The 16,898-nt window shown below is 35.0% G+C and carries 25 protein-coding genes; 18 read left to right on the top strand and 7 right to left on the bottom strand.

Annotated features, from left to right (window positions below):
* Positions 1 to 34: 34 nt before the first annotated feature.
* From NADRNF5_RS08340 to leuD, 6 genes are all read left to right on the top strand, one after another.
* Positions 35 to 1,132 carry a baeRF10 domain-containing protein gene (locus NADRNF5_RS08340; RefSeq protein WP_048119433.1) on the top strand — a complete coding sequence of 366 codons (1,098 nt, stop codon included), beginning with the start codon at positions 35 to 37 and terminating at the stop codon, positions 1,130 to 1,132.
* A 72-nt stretch (positions 1,133 to 1,204) separates the two neighbouring features.
* Positions 1,205 to 1,423, top strand: a complete 219-nt coding sequence (locus tag NADRNF5_RS08335; RefSeq protein WP_048117326.1) for a hypothetical protein — start codon at positions 1,205 to 1,207, stop codon at positions 1,421 to 1,423.
* A gap of 106 nt (positions 1,424 to 1,529) precedes the next feature.
* Positions 1,530 to 2,798, top strand: coding sequence for a 3-isopropylmalate dehydratase large subunit (locus NADRNF5_RS08330; RefSeq protein ID WP_048117323.1), 1,269 nt, complete (start codon positions 1,530 to 1,532; stop codon positions 2,796 to 2,798).
* Entirely contained in the window at positions 2,798 to 3,289 is a 492-nt protein-coding gene (locus NADRNF5_RS08325) for a LeuD/DmdB family oxidoreductase small subunit (protein ID WP_048117319.1), read from the top strand. Before NADRNF5_RS08330 ends, NADRNF5_RS08325 begins: the two co-directional genes overlap by 1 nt.
* Position 3,290: 1 nt before the next feature.
* Positions 3,291 to 4,706, top strand: coding sequence for a 3-isopropylmalate dehydratase large subunit (gene leuC / locus NADRNF5_RS08320; RefSeq protein ID WP_048117316.1), 1,416 nt, complete (start codon positions 3,291 to 3,293; stop codon positions 4,704 to 4,706).
* 1 nt (position 4,707) lies between these two features.
* Positions 4,708 to 5,292, top strand: coding sequence for a 3-isopropylmalate dehydratase small subunit (gene leuD / locus NADRNF5_RS08315; RefSeq protein WP_048117313.1), 585 nt, complete (start codon positions 4,708 to 4,710; stop codon positions 5,290 to 5,292).
* Here the strand turns inward: leuD and NADRNF5_RS08310 are convergent.
* The 5 genes from NADRNF5_RS08310 to NADRNF5_RS08290 are packed head-to-tail and all read right to left on the bottom strand — an operon-like array spanning position 5,270 to position 7,987.
* Positions 5,270 to 5,989 carry a nucleotidyltransferase family protein gene (locus NADRNF5_RS08310; RefSeq protein WP_048117309.1) on the bottom strand — a complete coding sequence of 240 codons (720 nt, stop codon included), beginning with the start codon at positions 5,987 to 5,989 and terminating at the stop codon, positions 5,270 to 5,272. The two genes, leuD and NADRNF5_RS08310, sit on opposite strands and share 23 nt — an antisense overlap.
* A gap of 3 nt (positions 5,990 to 5,992) precedes the next feature.
* Positions 5,993 to 6,442 carry a 30S ribosomal protein S9 gene (gene rpsI / locus NADRNF5_RS08305; RefSeq protein ID WP_048117306.1) on the bottom strand — a complete coding sequence of 150 codons (450 nt, stop codon included), beginning with the start codon at positions 6,440 to 6,442 and terminating at the stop codon, positions 5,993 to 5,995.
* Complete coding sequence (gene rplM / locus NADRNF5_RS08300) at positions 6,439 to 6,936, bottom strand: 50S ribosomal protein L13 (protein WP_052661908.1); 498 nt, start codon at positions 6,934 to 6,936, stop codon at positions 6,439 to 6,441. Before rplM ends, rpsI begins: the two co-directional genes overlap by 4 nt.
* Positions 6,929 to 7,276, bottom strand: a complete 348-nt coding sequence (locus NADRNF5_RS08295; protein ID WP_082052001.1) for a 50S ribosomal protein L18e — start codon at positions 7,274 to 7,276, stop codon at positions 6,929 to 6,931. Before NADRNF5_RS08295 ends, rplM begins: the two co-directional genes overlap by 8 nt.
* A gap of 45 nt (positions 7,277 to 7,321) precedes the next feature.
* On the bottom strand, positions 7,322 to 7,987 hold the full coding sequence (locus tag NADRNF5_RS08290; protein WP_048117300.1) for a DNA-directed RNA polymerase subunit D: 666 nt from the start codon (positions 7,985 to 7,987) through the stop codon (positions 7,322 to 7,324).
* A gap of 60 nt (positions 7,988 to 8,047) precedes the next feature.
* On the opposite strand from NADRNF5_RS08290, the gene NADRNF5_RS08285 reads away from it, so the two are divergent.
* The 9 genes from NADRNF5_RS08285 to NADRNF5_RS08245 are packed head-to-tail and all read left to right on the top strand — an operon-like array spanning position 8,048 to position 13,359.
* Positions 8,048 to 8,734 (top strand): ribosome assembly factor SBDS, encoded by a 687-nt coding sequence (locus NADRNF5_RS08285; protein ID WP_048117297.1) that lies wholly within the window; start codon positions 8,048 to 8,050, stop codon positions 8,732 to 8,734.
* The gene (rrp4, locus tag NADRNF5_RS08280) at positions 8,734 to 9,414 is read left to right on the top strand and encodes an exosome complex RNA-binding protein Rrp4 (protein ID WP_048117294.1); all 681 of its coding nucleotides are present in this window, start codon (positions 8,734 to 8,736) and stop codon (positions 9,412 to 9,414) included. The genes NADRNF5_RS08285 and rrp4 overlap by 1 nt, the downstream gene beginning before the upstream one ends.
* Positions 9,414 to 10,148 (top strand): exosome complex exonuclease Rrp41, encoded by a 735-nt coding sequence (gene rrp41 / locus NADRNF5_RS08275; protein ID WP_048117291.1) that lies wholly within the window; start codon positions 9,414 to 9,416, stop codon positions 10,146 to 10,148. Before rrp4 ends, rrp41 begins: the two co-directional genes overlap by 1 nt.
* 2 nt (positions 10,149 to 10,150) lie before the next feature.
* Positions 10,151 to 10,969, top strand: coding sequence for an exosome complex protein Rrp42 (gene rrp42, locus NADRNF5_RS08270; protein ID WP_048117288.1), 819 nt, complete (start codon positions 10,151 to 10,153; stop codon positions 10,967 to 10,969).
* Position 10,970: 1 nt separating this feature from the next.
* The gene (locus NADRNF5_RS08265; protein WP_048117285.1) at positions 10,971 to 11,183 is read left to right on the top strand and encodes an eL43 family ribosomal protein; all 213 of its coding nucleotides are present in this window, start codon (positions 10,971 to 10,973) and stop codon (positions 11,181 to 11,183) included.
* Entirely contained in the window at positions 11,167 to 11,412 is a 246-nt protein-coding gene (locus NADRNF5_RS08260; RefSeq protein ID WP_048117281.1) for a KEOPS complex subunit Pcc1, read from the top strand. The genes NADRNF5_RS08265 and NADRNF5_RS08260 overlap by 17 nt, the downstream gene beginning before the upstream one ends.
* Before the next feature lie 23 nt (positions 11,413 to 11,435).
* Positions 11,436 to 11,828: a prefoldin subunit beta gene (locus tag NADRNF5_RS08255; protein WP_048117278.1), complete on the top strand. Its 393-nt coding sequence runs from the start codon at positions 11,436 to 11,438 to the stop codon at positions 11,826 to 11,828.
* 52 nt (positions 11,829 to 11,880) lie between these two features.
* Entirely contained in the window at positions 11,881 to 12,567 is a 687-nt protein-coding gene (locus NADRNF5_RS08250) for an ERCC4 domain-containing protein (protein WP_192828314.1), read from the top strand.
* A 33-nt stretch (positions 12,568 to 12,600) separates the two neighbouring features.
* Positions 12,601 to 13,359 carry a sulfurtransferase gene (locus NADRNF5_RS08245; RefSeq protein WP_048117271.1) on the top strand — a complete coding sequence of 253 codons (759 nt, stop codon included), beginning with the start codon at positions 12,601 to 12,603 and terminating at the stop codon, positions 13,357 to 13,359.
* Here NADRNF5_RS08245 and NADRNF5_RS08240 read toward each other — a convergent pair.
* Both NADRNF5_RS08240 and NADRNF5_RS08235 read right to left on the bottom strand, forming a co-directional pair.
* Positions 13,345 to 13,824 (bottom strand): NOB1 family endonuclease, encoded by a 480-nt coding sequence (locus NADRNF5_RS08240; protein WP_048117268.1) that lies wholly within the window; start codon positions 13,822 to 13,824, stop codon positions 13,345 to 13,347. The genes NADRNF5_RS08245 and NADRNF5_RS08240 overlap by 15 nt on opposite strands.
* The gene (locus NADRNF5_RS08235; protein WP_048117265.1) at positions 13,814 to 14,629 is read right to left on the bottom strand and encodes an NAD(+)/NADH kinase; all 816 of its coding nucleotides are present in this window, start codon (positions 14,627 to 14,629) and stop codon (positions 13,814 to 13,816) included. The genes NADRNF5_RS08240 and NADRNF5_RS08235 overlap by 11 nt, the downstream gene beginning before the upstream one ends.
* Before the next feature lie 92 nt (positions 14,630 to 14,721).
* On the opposite strand from NADRNF5_RS08235, the gene NADRNF5_RS08230 reads away from it, so the two are divergent.
* Genes NADRNF5_RS08230 through NADRNF5_RS08220 form a run of 3 tightly spaced genes read left to right on the top strand, consistent with a single transcriptional unit; the run spans position 14,722 to position 16,861 of the window.
* Positions 14,722 to 15,567 carry a sulfurtransferase gene (locus NADRNF5_RS08230; RefSeq protein ID WP_048117264.1) on the top strand — a complete coding sequence of 282 codons (846 nt, stop codon included), beginning with the start codon at positions 14,722 to 14,724 and terminating at the stop codon, positions 15,565 to 15,567.
* Between the two features lies 1 nt (position 15,568).
* Complete coding sequence (locus tag NADRNF5_RS08225) at positions 15,569 to 15,877, top strand: hypothetical protein (protein ID WP_048117261.1); 309 nt, start codon at positions 15,569 to 15,571, stop codon at positions 15,875 to 15,877.
* 36 nt (positions 15,878 to 15,913) lie between these two features.
* On the top strand, positions 15,914 to 16,861 hold the full coding sequence (locus NADRNF5_RS08220; protein WP_048117258.1) for a 4Fe-4S dicluster domain-containing protein: 948 nt from the start codon (positions 15,914 to 15,916) through the stop codon (positions 16,859 to 16,861).
* The last annotated feature ends 37 nt before the right edge of the window (positions 16,862 to 16,898 follow it).

Below are 16,898 nucleotides of genomic sequence, written 5' to 3'. Positions count from 1 at the left end.
TATTTCTTGAATTTTCAAGATAATTCACATGCAAATGGTATTAGTTATTTATGAAAGAAAAAAAGCCACACTAGTGAAAAATATTCAAAATCCTGATGAAATAACTCCTCTTGAATGGTTATCGATTAATCAATTCCTATATGAGATTAGGCAGATTGATTCCCCCTGTATTTCTGTGTACTATCCATATGGAAAAGGACCTGAAACAATGTCTTTACTTAAAGAAACAAAACGAAACGAGTCATTTGAAAAAATTGAAGCAAAAATTGAAAATAAAATATCTGAACTCCGAGATAATCCTATCTCTGCTGGAAAGTTCACAAAAACATTGTGTATCTTTGGATGGATAAAAAACAAAAAGGTAAACATCAAAGTGATTGGGACTTCGAAAAAACTTCCCTACATCTACATGGCAAGCAAAAAGCCCTTTATCAAACCATTCAAAGATATTCTAAAAACTAACTACAATGTTTTACTAGTTACACTAGATCAAAAATCAGCAAAAATTCAAAAATATCATGGAAGTCAAATAATTTCAGAATCTAAACTTGGAATTGATTTACAAGGTAGACACCGAAAGGGGGGGCAGAGTCAAGGGAGATTCCTTAGGGCAAGACAAACCAAAATTCATGTTTTCTTTAAAAAAATTGCAAATAAAGTCAGGGAGATGGATTCTAACTCTGATTTACTCTTATTGGGTGGAATAGGACCTGCGAAAACCGAATTTTATGGTGAACTTAATTCAGAACTAGCAAAAAAATGTAGATTTGTTGAAAACTTGTCTTTTTCTACATCAAATAAAGAAATTGAAAAAAAATTAATTCATCATCTGTATCAATATAGAAAAAAATATGTTGCAGAAATTATTGAAAAATATGAAAACCTAGTCAAACAAGGACTTACTGCAAAAAGAAATGATGTGATTTTCAAGGCTTTGGAAAATGGAGCGGTAGACACACTAATTGTTTCATCAAATTACTATACTGATTCCCAATTTAAAAAAATTCTAAAGATGTTGGAGATTGCAAAAAGTACTTCGTGTAAAATTGAATTTGCATCTTCCCCAAAAATTATCCAAAGACTAGAACTTGATAATTCGGTTCTGGCAATTCTTCGTTACCGAATAAAATAATTTTTTTAAACTAAATTTTTTTGTAATGATTTGATAGTGATCCTTTTAGATCATTAAATTAAAAAAATATTCATGACTGACTGTGTCCAAACTTGGAGAAGGAAATTGCGAATTGAGGAATTAGCAAATATTGCTAAAGAAAAACTAGAATCAGGAATAGAAATTACTATTGTCTATGATCTTTTAGATGAGATTATGGTTTCAAAATGGAGATCAATTCCTAGTACTAGACGGCAGTATCTAGAGTCTGTAAAGAAAGTTTTAGTAAATCAGAATGTGCTTGCTGAATGAAAAAACACTACAAGTGTTGCCTGAATGCCATTTCTACGAATTCTTTATGAATGAGGAAAAACCCATTCTGTAAAGCTTTTAATCTGTAGAGCAGACTTTTTGAATCATGAATATAGTTGAGAAGATCCTTGCACGTGCATCTGGAAAGTCTTCCGTAGCTCCTGATGATGTAATTTTTGCTAATGTTGACAAGGTAATGGTTCATGATGTTTCAGGACCAGGCGTAATCAAGGTATTTGATAAACTAAAGAAACAAGGGATCTCTGTTGATAAGTTATGGGATCCAACTAAGGTTTGGGTAGCAGAAGATCATTTTGTACCATCTGCAGAAAAAGTATCTGCTGAAAATATTGTAAAACTATCTAATTTTACAAAGCAATACGGTATTGAAAAACACTTCAAGTATGGAATGGGGCAGTATGGAATTTGTCATACAATATCTCATGAAGAAGCAATGGTTATGCCCGGTGAGGTCTATGTTGGTGGCGATTCCCACACAAATACAACAGGTGCATTAGGTGCATTTGCATGTGGACTGGGACATACTGATGTTGCATATGTTTTGCTTAATGGGAAAATTTGGTTTAAGGTTCCTGAAACTATGTACTTTAAGCTAAATGGAAAATTACCAGATCATGTGATGGCAAAAGATTTGATTCTAAAAATTATTGGTGAGATTGGAACTGATGGTGGCGCATACCGAACAATGCAGTTTGGTGGTAGCGGGATTGATGAAATGTCTGTTGAAAGTAGATTGACATTGTGTAATATGACTACAGAGGCTGGTGCAAAAAATGGAATTGTAGAGCCTGATCAAAAAGTAGTTGATTATCTTTCTAGTCGTGGTGCAACTAATTTTAATTTAGTAAAGGGTGATGATGATGCGGAATATTCTAAAGTGTTTGAATATGAAGCATCTGAGATGGAACCTACTGTTGCAAAACCATTTTCGCCTGAAAATATTTCAATTGTTAGAGAAGCGCCTAATGTAGAACTGGATAAATCATACATTGGGTCGTGTACTGGTGCAAAGTATGAAGATTTAGTAGCTGCTGCAAAAATTCTCAAAGGTCGACAAGTAAAGATTAGAACAGAAATTTTACCTGCAGCTATTTCAATTTACAAACGTGCAATGGAGAATGGTCTATTGAAAATATTCTTGGATGCAGGTGTTACAGTTGGACCGCCTACGTGTGGTGCATGTTGTGGTGCTCACATGGGAGTGTTGGCAAAAGATGAAATCTGCATTAGTACAACTAATAGAAACTTTCCAGGAAGAATGGGACATGTAGAATCTCAAACATATCTTGCATCTCCACTAGTTGCAGCAGCATCTGCAGTTACAGGCAAGATTACTGATCCGAGGGATTTGTAATGAAGGGAAATATCATAAAATACGCACAAGATAATATAGATACTGATGTAATCATTCCTGGTCAGTATCTTAAAGTTCATGATTATGCAGAACTTGCGACACATGCAATGGAAGGACTTGATCCTGATTTTCATTCAAAAGTAAAGGAAGGTAATTTTATTTTATCTGGTAAAAATTTTGGTTGCGGTTCAAGTAGAGAGCATGCGCCAATTGCTTTGTCTCATTCTGGAATTAAAGCAGTACTTGCATTATCTTTTGCAAGAATTTTTTACAGAAATGCAGTGGATGGTGCATTTTTGTTACCCATTGAAATTGATCAAGATGCATATGATGGAATTTCTGAAGGCGATGAAATAGACATTGATGTTTCTGCAAATGAAATAAAAAATCTTACAAAAAACCAGACATACAAAATGAAACCATTCTCAGAAATCATTGGAAAAATTATTGCTGCTGGTGGTCTCTTCAAGTACAAGCCCGACCAGGATTAAAATGGGAAAAACACTTTTTGAAAAAATTTGGGAATCTCATGTAATTGTTGAAAAACCAAATAATCCTTCTTTAATCTACATTGACAGACATTTAGTTCATGAAGTAACATCTCCTCAAGCATTTGATGGATTGCGAATCAACAATAGGAAGGTTAGACGACCTGATCTTACTATAGCTACAATGGATCATAATGTTCCAACTAATGATCGGTCACTTCCAATTTTGGATCAAACTTCTGCAATTCAAATCCAAACACTGGAAAAAAATTGCAAAGATTTTGGAATAACTCTATTTGATATTAATAGTCCTAATCAAGGAATAGTTCACGTTATAGGTCCCCAATTAGGGATTACACTGCCTGGCTCTACAATAGTATGTGGTGATAGTCATACGTCCACTCATGGTGCATTCGGTGCTCTAGCATTAGGAATAGGAACTAGTGACGTGGAGCATGTATTGGCATCGCAGACAATGTGGCTTGAAAAACCAAAACCTTTTGAAATTCGAGTGGAGGGAAAAAGAAAGAACCCTCATGCAGTAACTGCAAAAGATATTGTTCTCTCAATAATCAAAAATATTGGTACTGGGGGTGGTACAGGCACAGTAATTGAATATAGGGGTGAGGGAATTGAGGATCTCTCAATGGAGCAGAGAATGACTATCTGCAATATGTCTATTGAAGCAGGAGCAAGAGCAGGTTTGGTTGCCCCCGATGAGAAAACCTTTGATTATCTTAGAGGAAGAAAATACACTCCTAAAAATTATGAATCTCTAGTTGAAGAATGGCGTGAACATCTAAAGACTGATACTGATGCAACATTTGAGAAACAATTCATTTTACACATTGACGACATTGCTCCTCAAGTTAGTTGGGGAACAAATCCTGGAATGACTTGTGATGTAACTGAATCAGTTCCTTCTCCTGATGATTTTGCAAAAGGAGATCCTAATCAAAAGAAGGGTGCAGAAAAGGCACTTGATTATATGGATCTCAAACCTGGAACTCAAATTGAAGATATCAAAATTGATAGGGTCTTCATTGGTTCATGTACAAATGCAAGATTGGAAGATCTTATTGAGGCATCAAAAGTTGTCAAGGGACAAAAAATCTCACCTGATGTTAGAGCGATGGTTGTGCCAGGTTCTCAAATGGTAAAAAAACAAGCTGAAGAAATGGGTCTTGATAAAATTTTCATTGATGCCAATTTTGAATGGAGGGAGGCCGGATGTAGTATGTGTCTTGGAATGAATCCTGATATTTTATCTCCTGGAGAGAGATGTGCCAGTACATCAAACAGAAACTTTGAAGGAAGACAAGGTACTGGTGGAAGAACTCACTTGGTTAGTCCTGTTATGGCAGCAGCGGCTGCAATAAATGGACACTTTGTAGATGTAAGGAAATTAGATTTGAATTAACATGGAGCCTTTCAAAAATATCTCAAGCATAATTACTCCTTTGGATAAAGTAAATGTGGATACTGATCAAATTGTCCCAAAGCAATTTCTAAAATTAGTTCAAAAGTCTGGATTTGGAAAGTTCTTGTTTTTTAATTGGAGGTATGATGAGGCTGAAAACAAAAAATCTGATTTTGTGTTAAACAATCTAAAATACGAAGGATCTAAAATCCTTGTCGCAGGCGATAATTTTGGATGTGGCTCTAGCCGTGAACATGCCGTTTGGGCGCTAAAAGACTATGGTTTTTCAGTGATTATCGCACCATCTTTTGCTGATATTTTCTTTAGCAACTGCTTCAAAAATGGACTGTTGCCAATTTCACTTGATGAAAAAACTGTTGATGCCATACTAAAAGAAACCGACCCAATCAGTGTTGATTTGGAAAATCAATCTATCAAAACCTCAACCCAAGAAATTCATTTTAATATTGATTCTCACATGAAAAAAATTCTCATAGAAGGATTAGATGATATTGCACAAACATTTCAATACGAAGACAAGATTACAGAGTTTGAAAAAAATTCTAAAATCCCATCTGTTTTATAATTTTCTTTACTGTTTTCTCATTTCTTTCTAAAACCATTGGGGATTCTGCATCAATCCATTCTATTTGACCAATATCGAATGCGCTAATTTTTCCTTCCTTTGATAACTCTTGTAAAATATCAAATGATAGATTGATCTCTTTTTGCTTTGACTTTGATTTTATTCTTTTAATGACATCATAGCCTAACATGTAGATTCCTAGACATTCCGATAGGTGCAATTCCATTAATGGCTTTTCTTTGAATTCTTTAATTATTCCATCTTCAACTACTGCAAACCCTGTCTCTTCTTTTCTTTTTGATCTTGTTGCAATACATGCAGTACTTTTTTTTGCAATAAACTGTTCATGCATCTTTTTTAGATTGATGGCACACAGGTTATCTACAAACCACAGGATAAATTCAGATTCGCCTTTGAGTTTATTTTCAATGTGCAGCAAATCTCCACCTGTTCCACTTTGTGAGTCTTGAATGAAAGTAATCCCTTTTTGATTCTCATAATAGTTTTTAATTTGACCTCCTAATCCTGTAAAATCAGAAATTATGATTATCTCATTTATGAAACTAAATGATTTTAGATATTTTATCACATAATCAATTAATGGTTTTCCATCAATTGGTGTCATTGCCTTTGGAAAGTATTCAGTATATGGCTTGCCTCTAGTTCCTTTTCCGCCAGCTAAAATTATGGCCTTCACAGTCTAACGGTATGATTTTTGTTTTCTTCTTCTTGCACCAGGTCCGCCAAATTTCTTTGGTTCTTTTTGTCTGGCGTCTCCACTGACTAGATATTTGTCAAAATCGGAGATTCGTTTTCGAAGATCCTCTCTTGTAGATTTTGGAAGTGGATGTTCTTTTGGTTCTTTTTTAGATTTAGTCCACCCAATCAATGCTCTGGTAATTCCAGTTGCAGCTGCACTAGCTTGGCCCATAAAACCTCCGCCTCTTACTCTAACAGAGATATCAATTTTGTCTCTCAAATCTCCTGTGATTTCTAGTGGACCTAAAATAACTTCACGTGCAGTTTCTTGAGGAATCATTTCTACTGGAACGTTGTTAATTCTTACTTTACCTTGTCCTTTTGTAATGTATACGTGTGCACTAGCTCTTTTTCTGGTTGCAAAATAAATTTCAGTTTTTGGTGTTGTCATTCAGTCCACCCTATTACCCTGCATAATTCGCCTAAGGTTGTATAGTTTGCTGCAGTTCTTTTAATTTTTGCATTTTCAAATTGAATTTTTTCAAGTGATTTAATTTGTTTTGGAGAACCTATGTATGTTCTTAGTCTTTGATATGCTTCTTTTCCAGATGGTTTCCTATCAAATGGTAACATTTGACGAATCATTTTTGCAATTAATGTGTCTGGTCTTCTATAGTGAACTGGTCCATGTTTGTAATTAATAATACTGTTAATTTCTAAAAATTCTCTATATTCTTTGATTTGGTTTGTTCTTGTTCCACTCATCATGATTTTCTCACAATTTACAACTGAAACTCTATTTCCTAGAATGAGTAATTTTGCAACATTTGATGCAAGTCTTCCTGCAATGAGATTTGTTGCATCTACAACAATTGGTCTGTCAGTTCGTACTACTGTTTCTTGTTTAGTACTTCGAATGGATTTATTGATTCTTCCATTAGCCAAGTAATACGACTCCTTTTCCTGTTGGGTTTTGCTCGATCAAATCTGAATAGCTAATTATCTTTCCGCCTTTTTCAATAATTTTACTTGCAGCAGAGTTTGAGATTGCAAATGAGAATAATGTAATTTTATGAGGAACGATACCTGTCCCAAGAACTTTCCCTGGGAAGACTACTGTGTCGTTTTCTTTAGTTAATTGACCAATTCGATTCAAGTTTAGATCTCTTCTTGCTATGGATGGCTTTAATGCATATTCTGCTAATTTTGCCCAAATTGGAGCATCATTTTTAGCTGATGCTTTTTTTAGATCTTTTGCCATGCGTATAACTACTTGATTAGTCATGTGAATAATCCGCCTTGAAACCCAAATATAATGTCTATGCTTATTTTACTCTTGAATCTGGTCAATTGTTTCTTTGAATTGACCTAACTTACTACTGACTTCATCTACACCTGCAAGAATAATTTGTTCCGGATTTAGAGCACCAGTTGACTCTACTGTGAGAATTTTCTCATCTTCTTTATCAGTATCAATAATTGTTGAAATGTTTGCAGAATTCCATTTTGCATGTTCTGTTCCACGTCCAAGTCTGGCATAGCATTCAACTTTGATTCTTTGACCTGGAGCCAAATGGACAATTGGGATTTTGTCTGAAACTGGCTTTATTGATTCATCTTCGGAAGATAACTCATTTGAAAGGACAGATCTTGTGACATCAGAGTCACCAGAATCTAAAACTAACATTACCCTACAATTTGTACATCCAGTTTCACTTTTACAATCGCATTTTGATGGTTCATTAAATCTACTCAAATCTGTCTTTAATGGAATTAATCCTAATCTGTGTGCAAGTCCTTCATCTGGTATCACTGAAGAATTTTCAAGAATGTCTACTGTATCAATTGCAAATACTGGTACGCCATTAAGACATACACGTCTGAGTGCATTTGCATATTGTAATGGAACCCCTTTTAGCTTTACAGCTATTTTTTGATTATCTTTACTAATTACCTCTAAGGATGACAAATCTTGAAGAAAATCTTCAAAGTCCACATAAAAATCTAGCTAGATTCACGTATAGATAAATACCAAATTATCATAGATGTTTTAGAAATGGCAGATTACACGTTGGTTAGATATTCCTTTGAGGGAGAAAAATTTGAAATTATGGTAAAGCCTGACCCTGCACTTGATTACCGTTTGGGTAAGAAAAAGGACATTTCGGCAATCTTGGTTTCTGATGAGATTTACACTGATGCTAGCAAAGGCACAAGACCTACTGCTGAGAAGTTACAACATGCTTTCAAAACTGAAGATCAGGCAGAAATTGCAGAGATTATTCTCAAGAAAGGAGATCTGAATCTTACAACTGATCAAAGAAAAAAAATGATTGAAGAGAAGAAAAAACAGATTGTTACATTTATTGCTAAAACATACGTAGATCCTAGGACTCATCTTCCACATCCTCCACTTAGAATCGAGCAGGCTATGAAAGATGGTAGAGTATCAATTGATCCTCACAAAACCGTAGATGAACAGGTAAAGGATATTGTTGAAAAACTTCGTTCTATTATTGCTTTAAAATCTGAGAATCTAAAATTGGAAATCACAATTCCTGCACAATATGCATCTCAATCATATGCAGTTTTAAAATCTGTAGGTTCTCTAAACAAAGAAGAATGGCAAAATAATGGCTCACTAAAAGCAATACTTGAAATACCCGCTGCAGCAAGGCCAAACGTGATTGATAGATTAGGCTCTATAACCAAAGGCTCTGCTACAGTTGAGGTAATGAAATAATGGATAATAAAAGAAAATATGTTATTCCAGGAGATGTAGTAACTACAGGTCCATTTAGACCTGAACAAAATGTAGAACTTCAAGGAAATAAGATAATCTCAACTACAATTGGAATTTCTGAAATTTATGATGATTCAGTAAAGGTAATCCCACTTACAGGAAAATATATTCCAAAAATCAATGATTTAGTTATAGGTAAAGTAATTTCTCACACATCTCTTTCATGGGAACTTGACATTAATTCATGCTATGTTGGATTCCTTCCTGCACAAGATGTCTTTGGACGAGACTTTTCTGCTCATGCTGATGAACTCTCCTCAAAATTAAAGTCAGGTGACTTGGTAGCAGCAAGAATTGCAAATTTTGATAGAACACGAGATCCACTAGTTACAATTTCTGATAGAGATTTAGGTAAAATTGATACTGGAGATTTGGTAAAAATATCTCCAAGTAAAGTTCCACGCCTAATTGGAAAAAGAGGTACCATGATCCAAATGATAGAAATGGCAACAGATGCTGCTATCACCATTGGTCAAAATGGCTGGGTAGTTGTTTCATGTGAGTCTCCCGAGGGATTATTAAAGGCTAAAAAGGCAATCGAAATGGTTAATGAAAAAGCACATGTTGCTAATTTGACTGATCAAGTGAAAGAAATGTTAGAATCAAAAGGTGAATCATAATGGGCGGAAGAGACGCAACAATGGTCCTATTGGACGAGAATGGTATACGCTGTGATGGCCGTAAAGTAGACGAGCCAAGACGAATCATGATTAAAGCTGGCGGACTAAAAAACGCAGACGGTTCTGCTTACATTGAATTTGGTGATAACAAAATCCTAGTTGGTGTTTTTGGTCCAAGAGATGTTCATCCAAAACACATGTCAAACACTGATACTGGAATCTTAAGAGTTAGATATCATATGGAACCATTCTCTGTTGGAGAAAGAAAGAACCCTGCTCCTTCAAGAAGAGAAATTGAAATTTCCAAAGTAATCAAAGAAGCATTGGAACCAGCAGTTATGTTGGAAAAATTCCCAAGAACTGCAGTTGATGTTTTCATTGAAGTTTTACAAGCCGATGGTGGAACTCGATGTGCTGCACTTTCAGCAGCATCCGTTGCTTTAGCAGATGCTGGAATCCCAATGAGAGATATGGTAGCAGCTTGTGCTGCAGGTAAAGTTGCAGATACTATAGTTTTAGATGTTAACAATGAAGAAGACCAAGCAGGTCAAGCCGACATGCCAATTGGTTATATGCCAAGTCTTGAAAAAATTACATTATTACAATTAGATGGTGTTCTTACTCCTGAAGAATACAAAAAATGTGTTCAAGTTGGAGTTGATGGCTGTAAAATTGTTTATGATATTCAAAAGAAAGCACTCCAAGACAAATACTTTGGAAACGGAGCTGATTAAAAATGACATCCACTTCTGTCCTTGATGATCTAAGAAAATCACAAATTCTTGAGTTACTCGAACAAGGGAAAAGAGTAGATGGCAGAGCACTAGATGAGCCAAGAGAAATTAGAATTGAAACAAATGCTATTCCAAAAGCAAATGGTTCTGCAAGAGTTTTTCTTGGTGATACTGAAGTTGTATGTGGAGTAAAAATTCAACCCGATAGACCTTTCCCAGATACTGGTGACAAAGGTCTTTTCATTTGTACAGCTGAACTTTTACCACTTTCACATCCTACTGTTGAAACTGGACCTCCACAACCACATGTTATTGAATTAGCAAGAGTTGTTGATAGAGGAATTAGAGAAAGTCACATGGTTGATGTTTCTCAATTAGTAATCGAGAAAGACAAATCAGTTATTGGTGTTTTTGCAGATAATGTGGTTGTTGATTATGATGGAAATCTATTTGATGCTTGTTCTTATGCTAGTGTAGCTGCATTACTCACATCAAAAACTCCCAAATGGAATTGGATTGATGATTCTCCAACTCTTGTAGAAGGCGAGGACACTCCGCTACCAATTACAACAATTCCTGTGTCTGTAACTATGGGAAAAATAGGAAATCACATTATTGTAGATCCAAACGGTGATGAATGGGAAAGCATGGATGCTCGTATTACAATTACTACTGATGGCGATGGAAATATCTGTGCATTACAAAAAGGTGGTTTTGATGGATTCACTCAAGATGAGATTAACCAATGTGGTGAAATCTCAGTTCGAGTAGGCGCAAAAATAAGAGAAAAATTAAAACAAGCCCAAACGGCAGGTCAGTAAAATGGCAAAAGCAAAAAAATCACTAAAAGGATTAGGCGCTCGTTATGGAATTAAGCTTAGAAAACAGTATACAAAAATCCATCTTCAACTCAAAGAAAAAAGAACATGCCCTGAATGCGGTTCAAAAACTTTTGGAAGAGATGCTGTGGGTATCTGGTCTTGTAAGAAATGCAGCTATAAAGTAGCCGGAACTGCATATGACATTAAACTTTAGTGCAAAAATCACAGTTGATGCAAAAGACAAGACTAAGGCTATTTTTGATTCTGTAAACACTGATAACGAATTTTATCCTGAAAATCCTGTAAAAACAAAGATAGTCTTTAATAAAAAAATTGAAATTTTGGCCGAATCTCAACAACTAGCTCATCTCCGAGCAAATCTTAATTCAACTCTTAGACTCATTCAGGCAAGTTATGATTCAATTGAATCGGTAAAGATATAATGAAACAAAATTTTTGATAAATCATGTCATCACCACAAATGCCACCATGGCTTCAAGAGCAAATAATGAAATTGCAGCAATCTCAGCAAAATCTTCAAGCAGTGATGACACAAAAACAACATCTTGAGATGGAAAAAGCAGAAACAGAAAAAGCATTAGATGAATTAAAAAAAGTTGCAGATAGTGATGCTGTCTTTAAACAAGCAGGAACTGTTTTGATAAAATCAAAAAAACAAGATCTTATTGATGAACTAGAAGAGAAAGCAGAAATGGCAAAAACTCGTGCAACAGTCCTTGACAAACAGGAAGCACGTCTCAAAGAATCACTCAAAGAACAAGAGACAAAAATTACTGAAATGATGAAAGGTGGTTCTACAAATCCGACACCACCTGCAGAAGACAATCCTAGAAAATAATTCTTAACACAATTTCATATAAGATATTAACAATTCATTCCAAGTACTATTAGTGAAATTAGAGAATCTTCGAATTATTGTAGATGAGAGGGAACGAAAAAGCGGAATTCCTGATCTCTTAAAATCAGTTGGGATGAATCTTGAGATGAAAACACTTCCTATAGGTGATTATATTGTTGCACCTGAAACAATTGTTGAGCGAAAAAGTATTCGTGATCTCATGGCTTCTGTCTTTGACGGGCGACTTTTTGATCAATGCTCACGACTAAAGGAACATTTTGAGAATCCAATTGTTCTCATGGAAGGAAATGTCGATGAAATTGAAGAAATTACAGAAAACCCTCTGATATTTTATGGTGCAATATCTACAGTTGTTCTTGATTTTAAAATTCCAGTTATTCCTACTCCTAGTGCTGCACATACTGCAAAATTATTGGTATCGATGTGTTCTAGAAAAGAATCTCACAAAGGACCATACTTGAAAAAAATAAAAAAATCATCTGATCTAGAACGCCAGCAATTGTCTTCTCTTTGTAGTTTACCTGGAATTGGAGAGAAATTTGCAGTAAGAATGCTTGAGAAATTTGGAACCCCGCTGAAAGTTTTTACTGCAACAACTTCCGATTTGGCAAAAGTTGAAGGATTAGGTGAAGCGCGAGCCAAGAAAATAAAAACCGTTCTTGATTCTAAAAGCAAGCATCTCAAAAAATCTAATCAAAAAACTTTGCATGATGAATGATACAAATTAATAATTTACAAAAGATGAGATGTCATGCTAGTATCAGTTAATTGGCTAAAAGATCATCAATTTGATCCTGATGTTGTGATCTTAGATACACGTCCAAAAACAATGTTTCTCTATGGGCATATCTCAAATGCTCAATCTCTTTCAATAGAGCAGGTAATTAGTTTTGATGAATTTGGCTCTAACTTGGTAATTGAACAAGAAAAAATTATTGAACTCTTTAGTAATTTAGGAATTGACGAAACAAAAACTGTCGTATTAATTGGTGATGCTATGGATCCTTCTGTTGCAAGAATTGTTTGGACATTTTTGTATTTTGGACATGATAAAACATATCTTCTAAATTCAAATTCATCTGATTTACAAAAACATGGATTTGAATTAAAACTGCAAACAACTACTCCTAAACCTGCAAAATTTTCTCCAAAAATTAATGACCAAATACGAATAGAATCTGACTTTCTAAAAGATCATTTAACTGATTTTGAAATATTAGATGCACGAAGTCCTCAAGAATTTATGGGCGGGCATCTACCTAACTCAAAACTTATTCCCTTTACTGAAGGTATTGGTTATGATGGAAATTTATTTCGTACTAAAGAATTCCTTGATGATTTATTTTTACAAAATAATGTATCAAAGGATAAAAAGATAGTTTGTTATTGCATGCATGGCCATCGAGCATCCAATTTATTTTTACAACTCAAAATTGCAGGATTTGAAAACGTAAAACTCTATGATGGCTCATTTATTGAATGGACTGGAAAGAAATTACCCCTTGAGTAATTTTCTCTTTAATGGAGTTCCACACATTGGGCATTCGCTTCCTGATGGGTGATTTGTTCTACATCCTGGACAATAATGAACCCACTTCCCAACATCTGTAATTCCCTGTGTCATTATTGGTGAAATTTTCAGACCTAAATTTCTTGCAACATTTGAAATTGCAAAATCATCAGTAATTATCTCTCCATTTAGCTCAATACATAAAGCAATAATTGACACATCTTGTTTGGATAGTTGTTGATAATCTCCCGTATCTCTAGCGGCTTTTACTGCTGCAGTTGTTGATTCTTTGTCAGGCTCTCTAATTTTTAATCTATTAGTTTCAAGTAAAGTTCCAAGTGCATCTTGATTTTTTTTAATATGTTTTATTTCATCATACACTAGAGACGTTGTGTAACAGTCCTCTGCTGATCCGAATGGAACTCCTGCATAAAATGCACTGGCGTCTAAAATTCTAAAATCCAAGTTTACTCATTTGTCTTAGCCCTCGTTTTTTTAATCTAACAAAGACTGCTGGTTTGTTGTATTTTTTGATGATGATTGGTTCTTCATAACCTGCTGTTTTGATTACTTGTGCATCCATTGCAATGTTACAATCATGCGAACAAATTATTTCAATTTTCTCATCTGGAACTACAATTGATGCTAATCTGTATACTGGTGCAACAGGTGTGATTATTAAAACATTCAAACTCTCATGTAAAATTGGACCGCCTAATGAAAATGAATGACCAGTTGATCCACTTGGAGTTGCAATTATTACCCCATCCATTTTTTGTGTTACTGTGTCATTTTGAAATTTAATTTCAATTTGTGCAGTTTTAGTCAAGTTCACTCTGCTAATGTATATCTCATTTAATGCAGGTGGAAATTCTACTCCACCACATGATGCTACAACTCTAATCCTTTTATCTAAAAAGAAATTATCTTTTAAAATTGCATTAATTGCATCATCTATTTCTTCAATTGTAATCTCAGCTAAAATGCCCCTGTTACCTCCCACGTTTATAGTCAAAATCGGTGTCTCATTTTGCAGATTTCTAAAAACTCTGAGTGTAGTTCCATCTCCCCCAAGAGTGATGACTAGATCTAATTCTATTTTTTTTAACTCTGACAAATCTTCAATCTCGATTGCCCCTTCAACCTCAATTGGAGAAATTGTATACACTGTAGAATTTTTTGCCAAAAACTTTTTTGCAACATCTTTTGCAGCTCTCTCTGAGTCTTTTGAACCCACTTTACTTACCACTGCAACTTTTTGAAGCTTCAAGCAGTTCTACTGAATTCATTGTACTTAAAAATGATATTTTTGAGGATTTTTGGAAAAAAACAAATAAGTATGAAAACAATGGCAAAAATACCATGAGTTACGCACATCCTGAAGTTTTAGTTGATACTGAATGGGTATCACAAAATCCCCCAAATGAAAATAGAAAATTAGTAGAAGTTGATTATGATCCAGTAAACGGCTATCAAAAAGGTCACATTAAAGGCGCAACTCTGATTTGGTGGAAGCGTGACATTAATGATCCTGTTACAAGAGATATAATCGGTAAAAAACAATTTGAGGACTTGATGGCTAAAAATGGAATTACATCTGATACTGAAGTAATTCTATATGGCGATTTTAACAATTGGTTTGCAGCATTTGTTTTTTGGGTTTTCAAAATTTACGGTCATGAGAATCTCAAAATCATGAATGGTGGAAGAAAGAAATGGGAATTAGAAAATAAAGATTACACAACTGATGAACCACAATTGCCCCCAACAAAATACATTGCACAGCCTCCGGATGAGGGACTAAGAGCTTATCTGTTTGATGTAAGTCGTGCATTAGACAAAGAAGATACTGTGATGGTTGATGTTAGATCTCCTGCAGAATTCACTGGTCAAATTACAGCTCCTCCAGAATATCCCATGGAGCATGCACAAAGGGGTGGACATATTCCTGGAGCAAATAATATTCCCTGGGCAACTGCAGTCAATGATGCTGATGGAACTTTCAAAGCAGTCGAAGAACTAAGACAAAACTATGAACCAAAAGGTGTTACTCCTGATAAAGATGTAATTTGTTATTGCAGAATTGGAGAAAGATCTTCTCACAGTTGGTTTGTACTAAAATACCTACTTGGATATCCTAAGGTTCGAAACTATGATGGTTCTTGGACTGAATGGGGAAACATGATAGGAAATCCTGTGGAAAAATAAATTGCTTTTAGACCTTCCAATTCTCGAGAAAGGGAGTTTTTATTTTATCAAGGATGGGAATTCTCATTTTATCTTAGAGGATAAAACAAAACGAGGTCTTACCATTAAGGAGACTTCGATTGATGAAAAATTAAACGTCAAAGCCGATAAGGGAATGATCCATGATATGGATGGGATTGGTCATTGGGTTATAATTAGATGGTATTTTCCAAAGGATTCCTACGATCAATCCAAAGTTTTAGAGCATGCTGAGGCCATGGAAAAAAAATATACTGAACTCAGAGAGTTAACGTGTCCTGATGATGACTGATAACCTTTTTAACTAAAATCGAATTATCAAAATCAGATGTCTTTACTTTTAAAAGATCGAGTCTATACCATGGAGGCCCCAACAGCAAAGCGTGGAGTTTACCCACTACATGGATACAAACTTGGATTATACCGATTACCAATTAAATTAGAAGATCCAGTTGAGCTAAAATCAGTACATGATGGTCTCAAAAAAGCATTTGAAATGGACATGTATGCTGATAGAATTTACGCTACTTATCGTTGGAAGGAGCAAAACATGGATGATCCTGATGCTAAAGGATACGAAGAAGTTGAACTTTCAGTTACTGTAGAAATTGTTAGTGGAGAAGTCGTTGATATTATTTATCAAATATTCCCAATTGAAAAATTCGGTGATCCAAACTGGGTCAAAGACTATAGGAAGAAAGCAGACCATTTTGCCAAAATGGTGATTGACACTATTTTACGAAACACCATCTTAGCAGACAAAATGATTTCTTATTTTGCAAAGACTGAAAAAATTTCTGAAGTTGCTGCAATTCAAAAACTAGAAGAACTAACTCCGTTGGCAAAAATTGTTCTTGGTGCAAAACCAAAACCAGTTGAGGCAAAGGATGAAGATGTGGAAGAAGATGAAGGAGACATTGAAATCCCAGACGGTGCAAAACCCGGTCCTATTGATGTGGAATTCAAAGGAAAAATGAAACCTTCAGCTGCATATGAAGCACCAGAGCATACTATCAAGACTTGGGGAAGAAAAGGCACCAGCAATGGAATCATGGGTGTTTGGGGGGAATTTGTTTCAGTAGATTATGATATTTGTATTGCAGATGGTGGTTGTATTGAAGCATGTCCTGTAGGCGTCTATGAGTGGTTTGACACTCCAGGAAATCCAGCATCCGACAAAAAACCACTAATGTCTAAAGAACCTGACTGTATCTTTTGTCTTGCATGTGAGGGTGTTTGCCCACCACAGGCAATCAAGATCTTTGAGCAAAAATAATCTATAATTGCAACTATAAATAGCGACTAGTCATTTT

Origin of the sequence: Nitrosopumilus adriaticus, from assembly GCF_000956175.1 — an archaeon.
Lineage (GTDB): Archaea > Thermoproteota > Nitrososphaeria > Nitrososphaerales > Nitrosopumilaceae > Nitrosopumilus > Nitrosopumilus adriaticus.
Note: the sequence above shows the minus strand (reverse complement) of the source record. Positions and strands in the feature narration are given on the sequence as shown.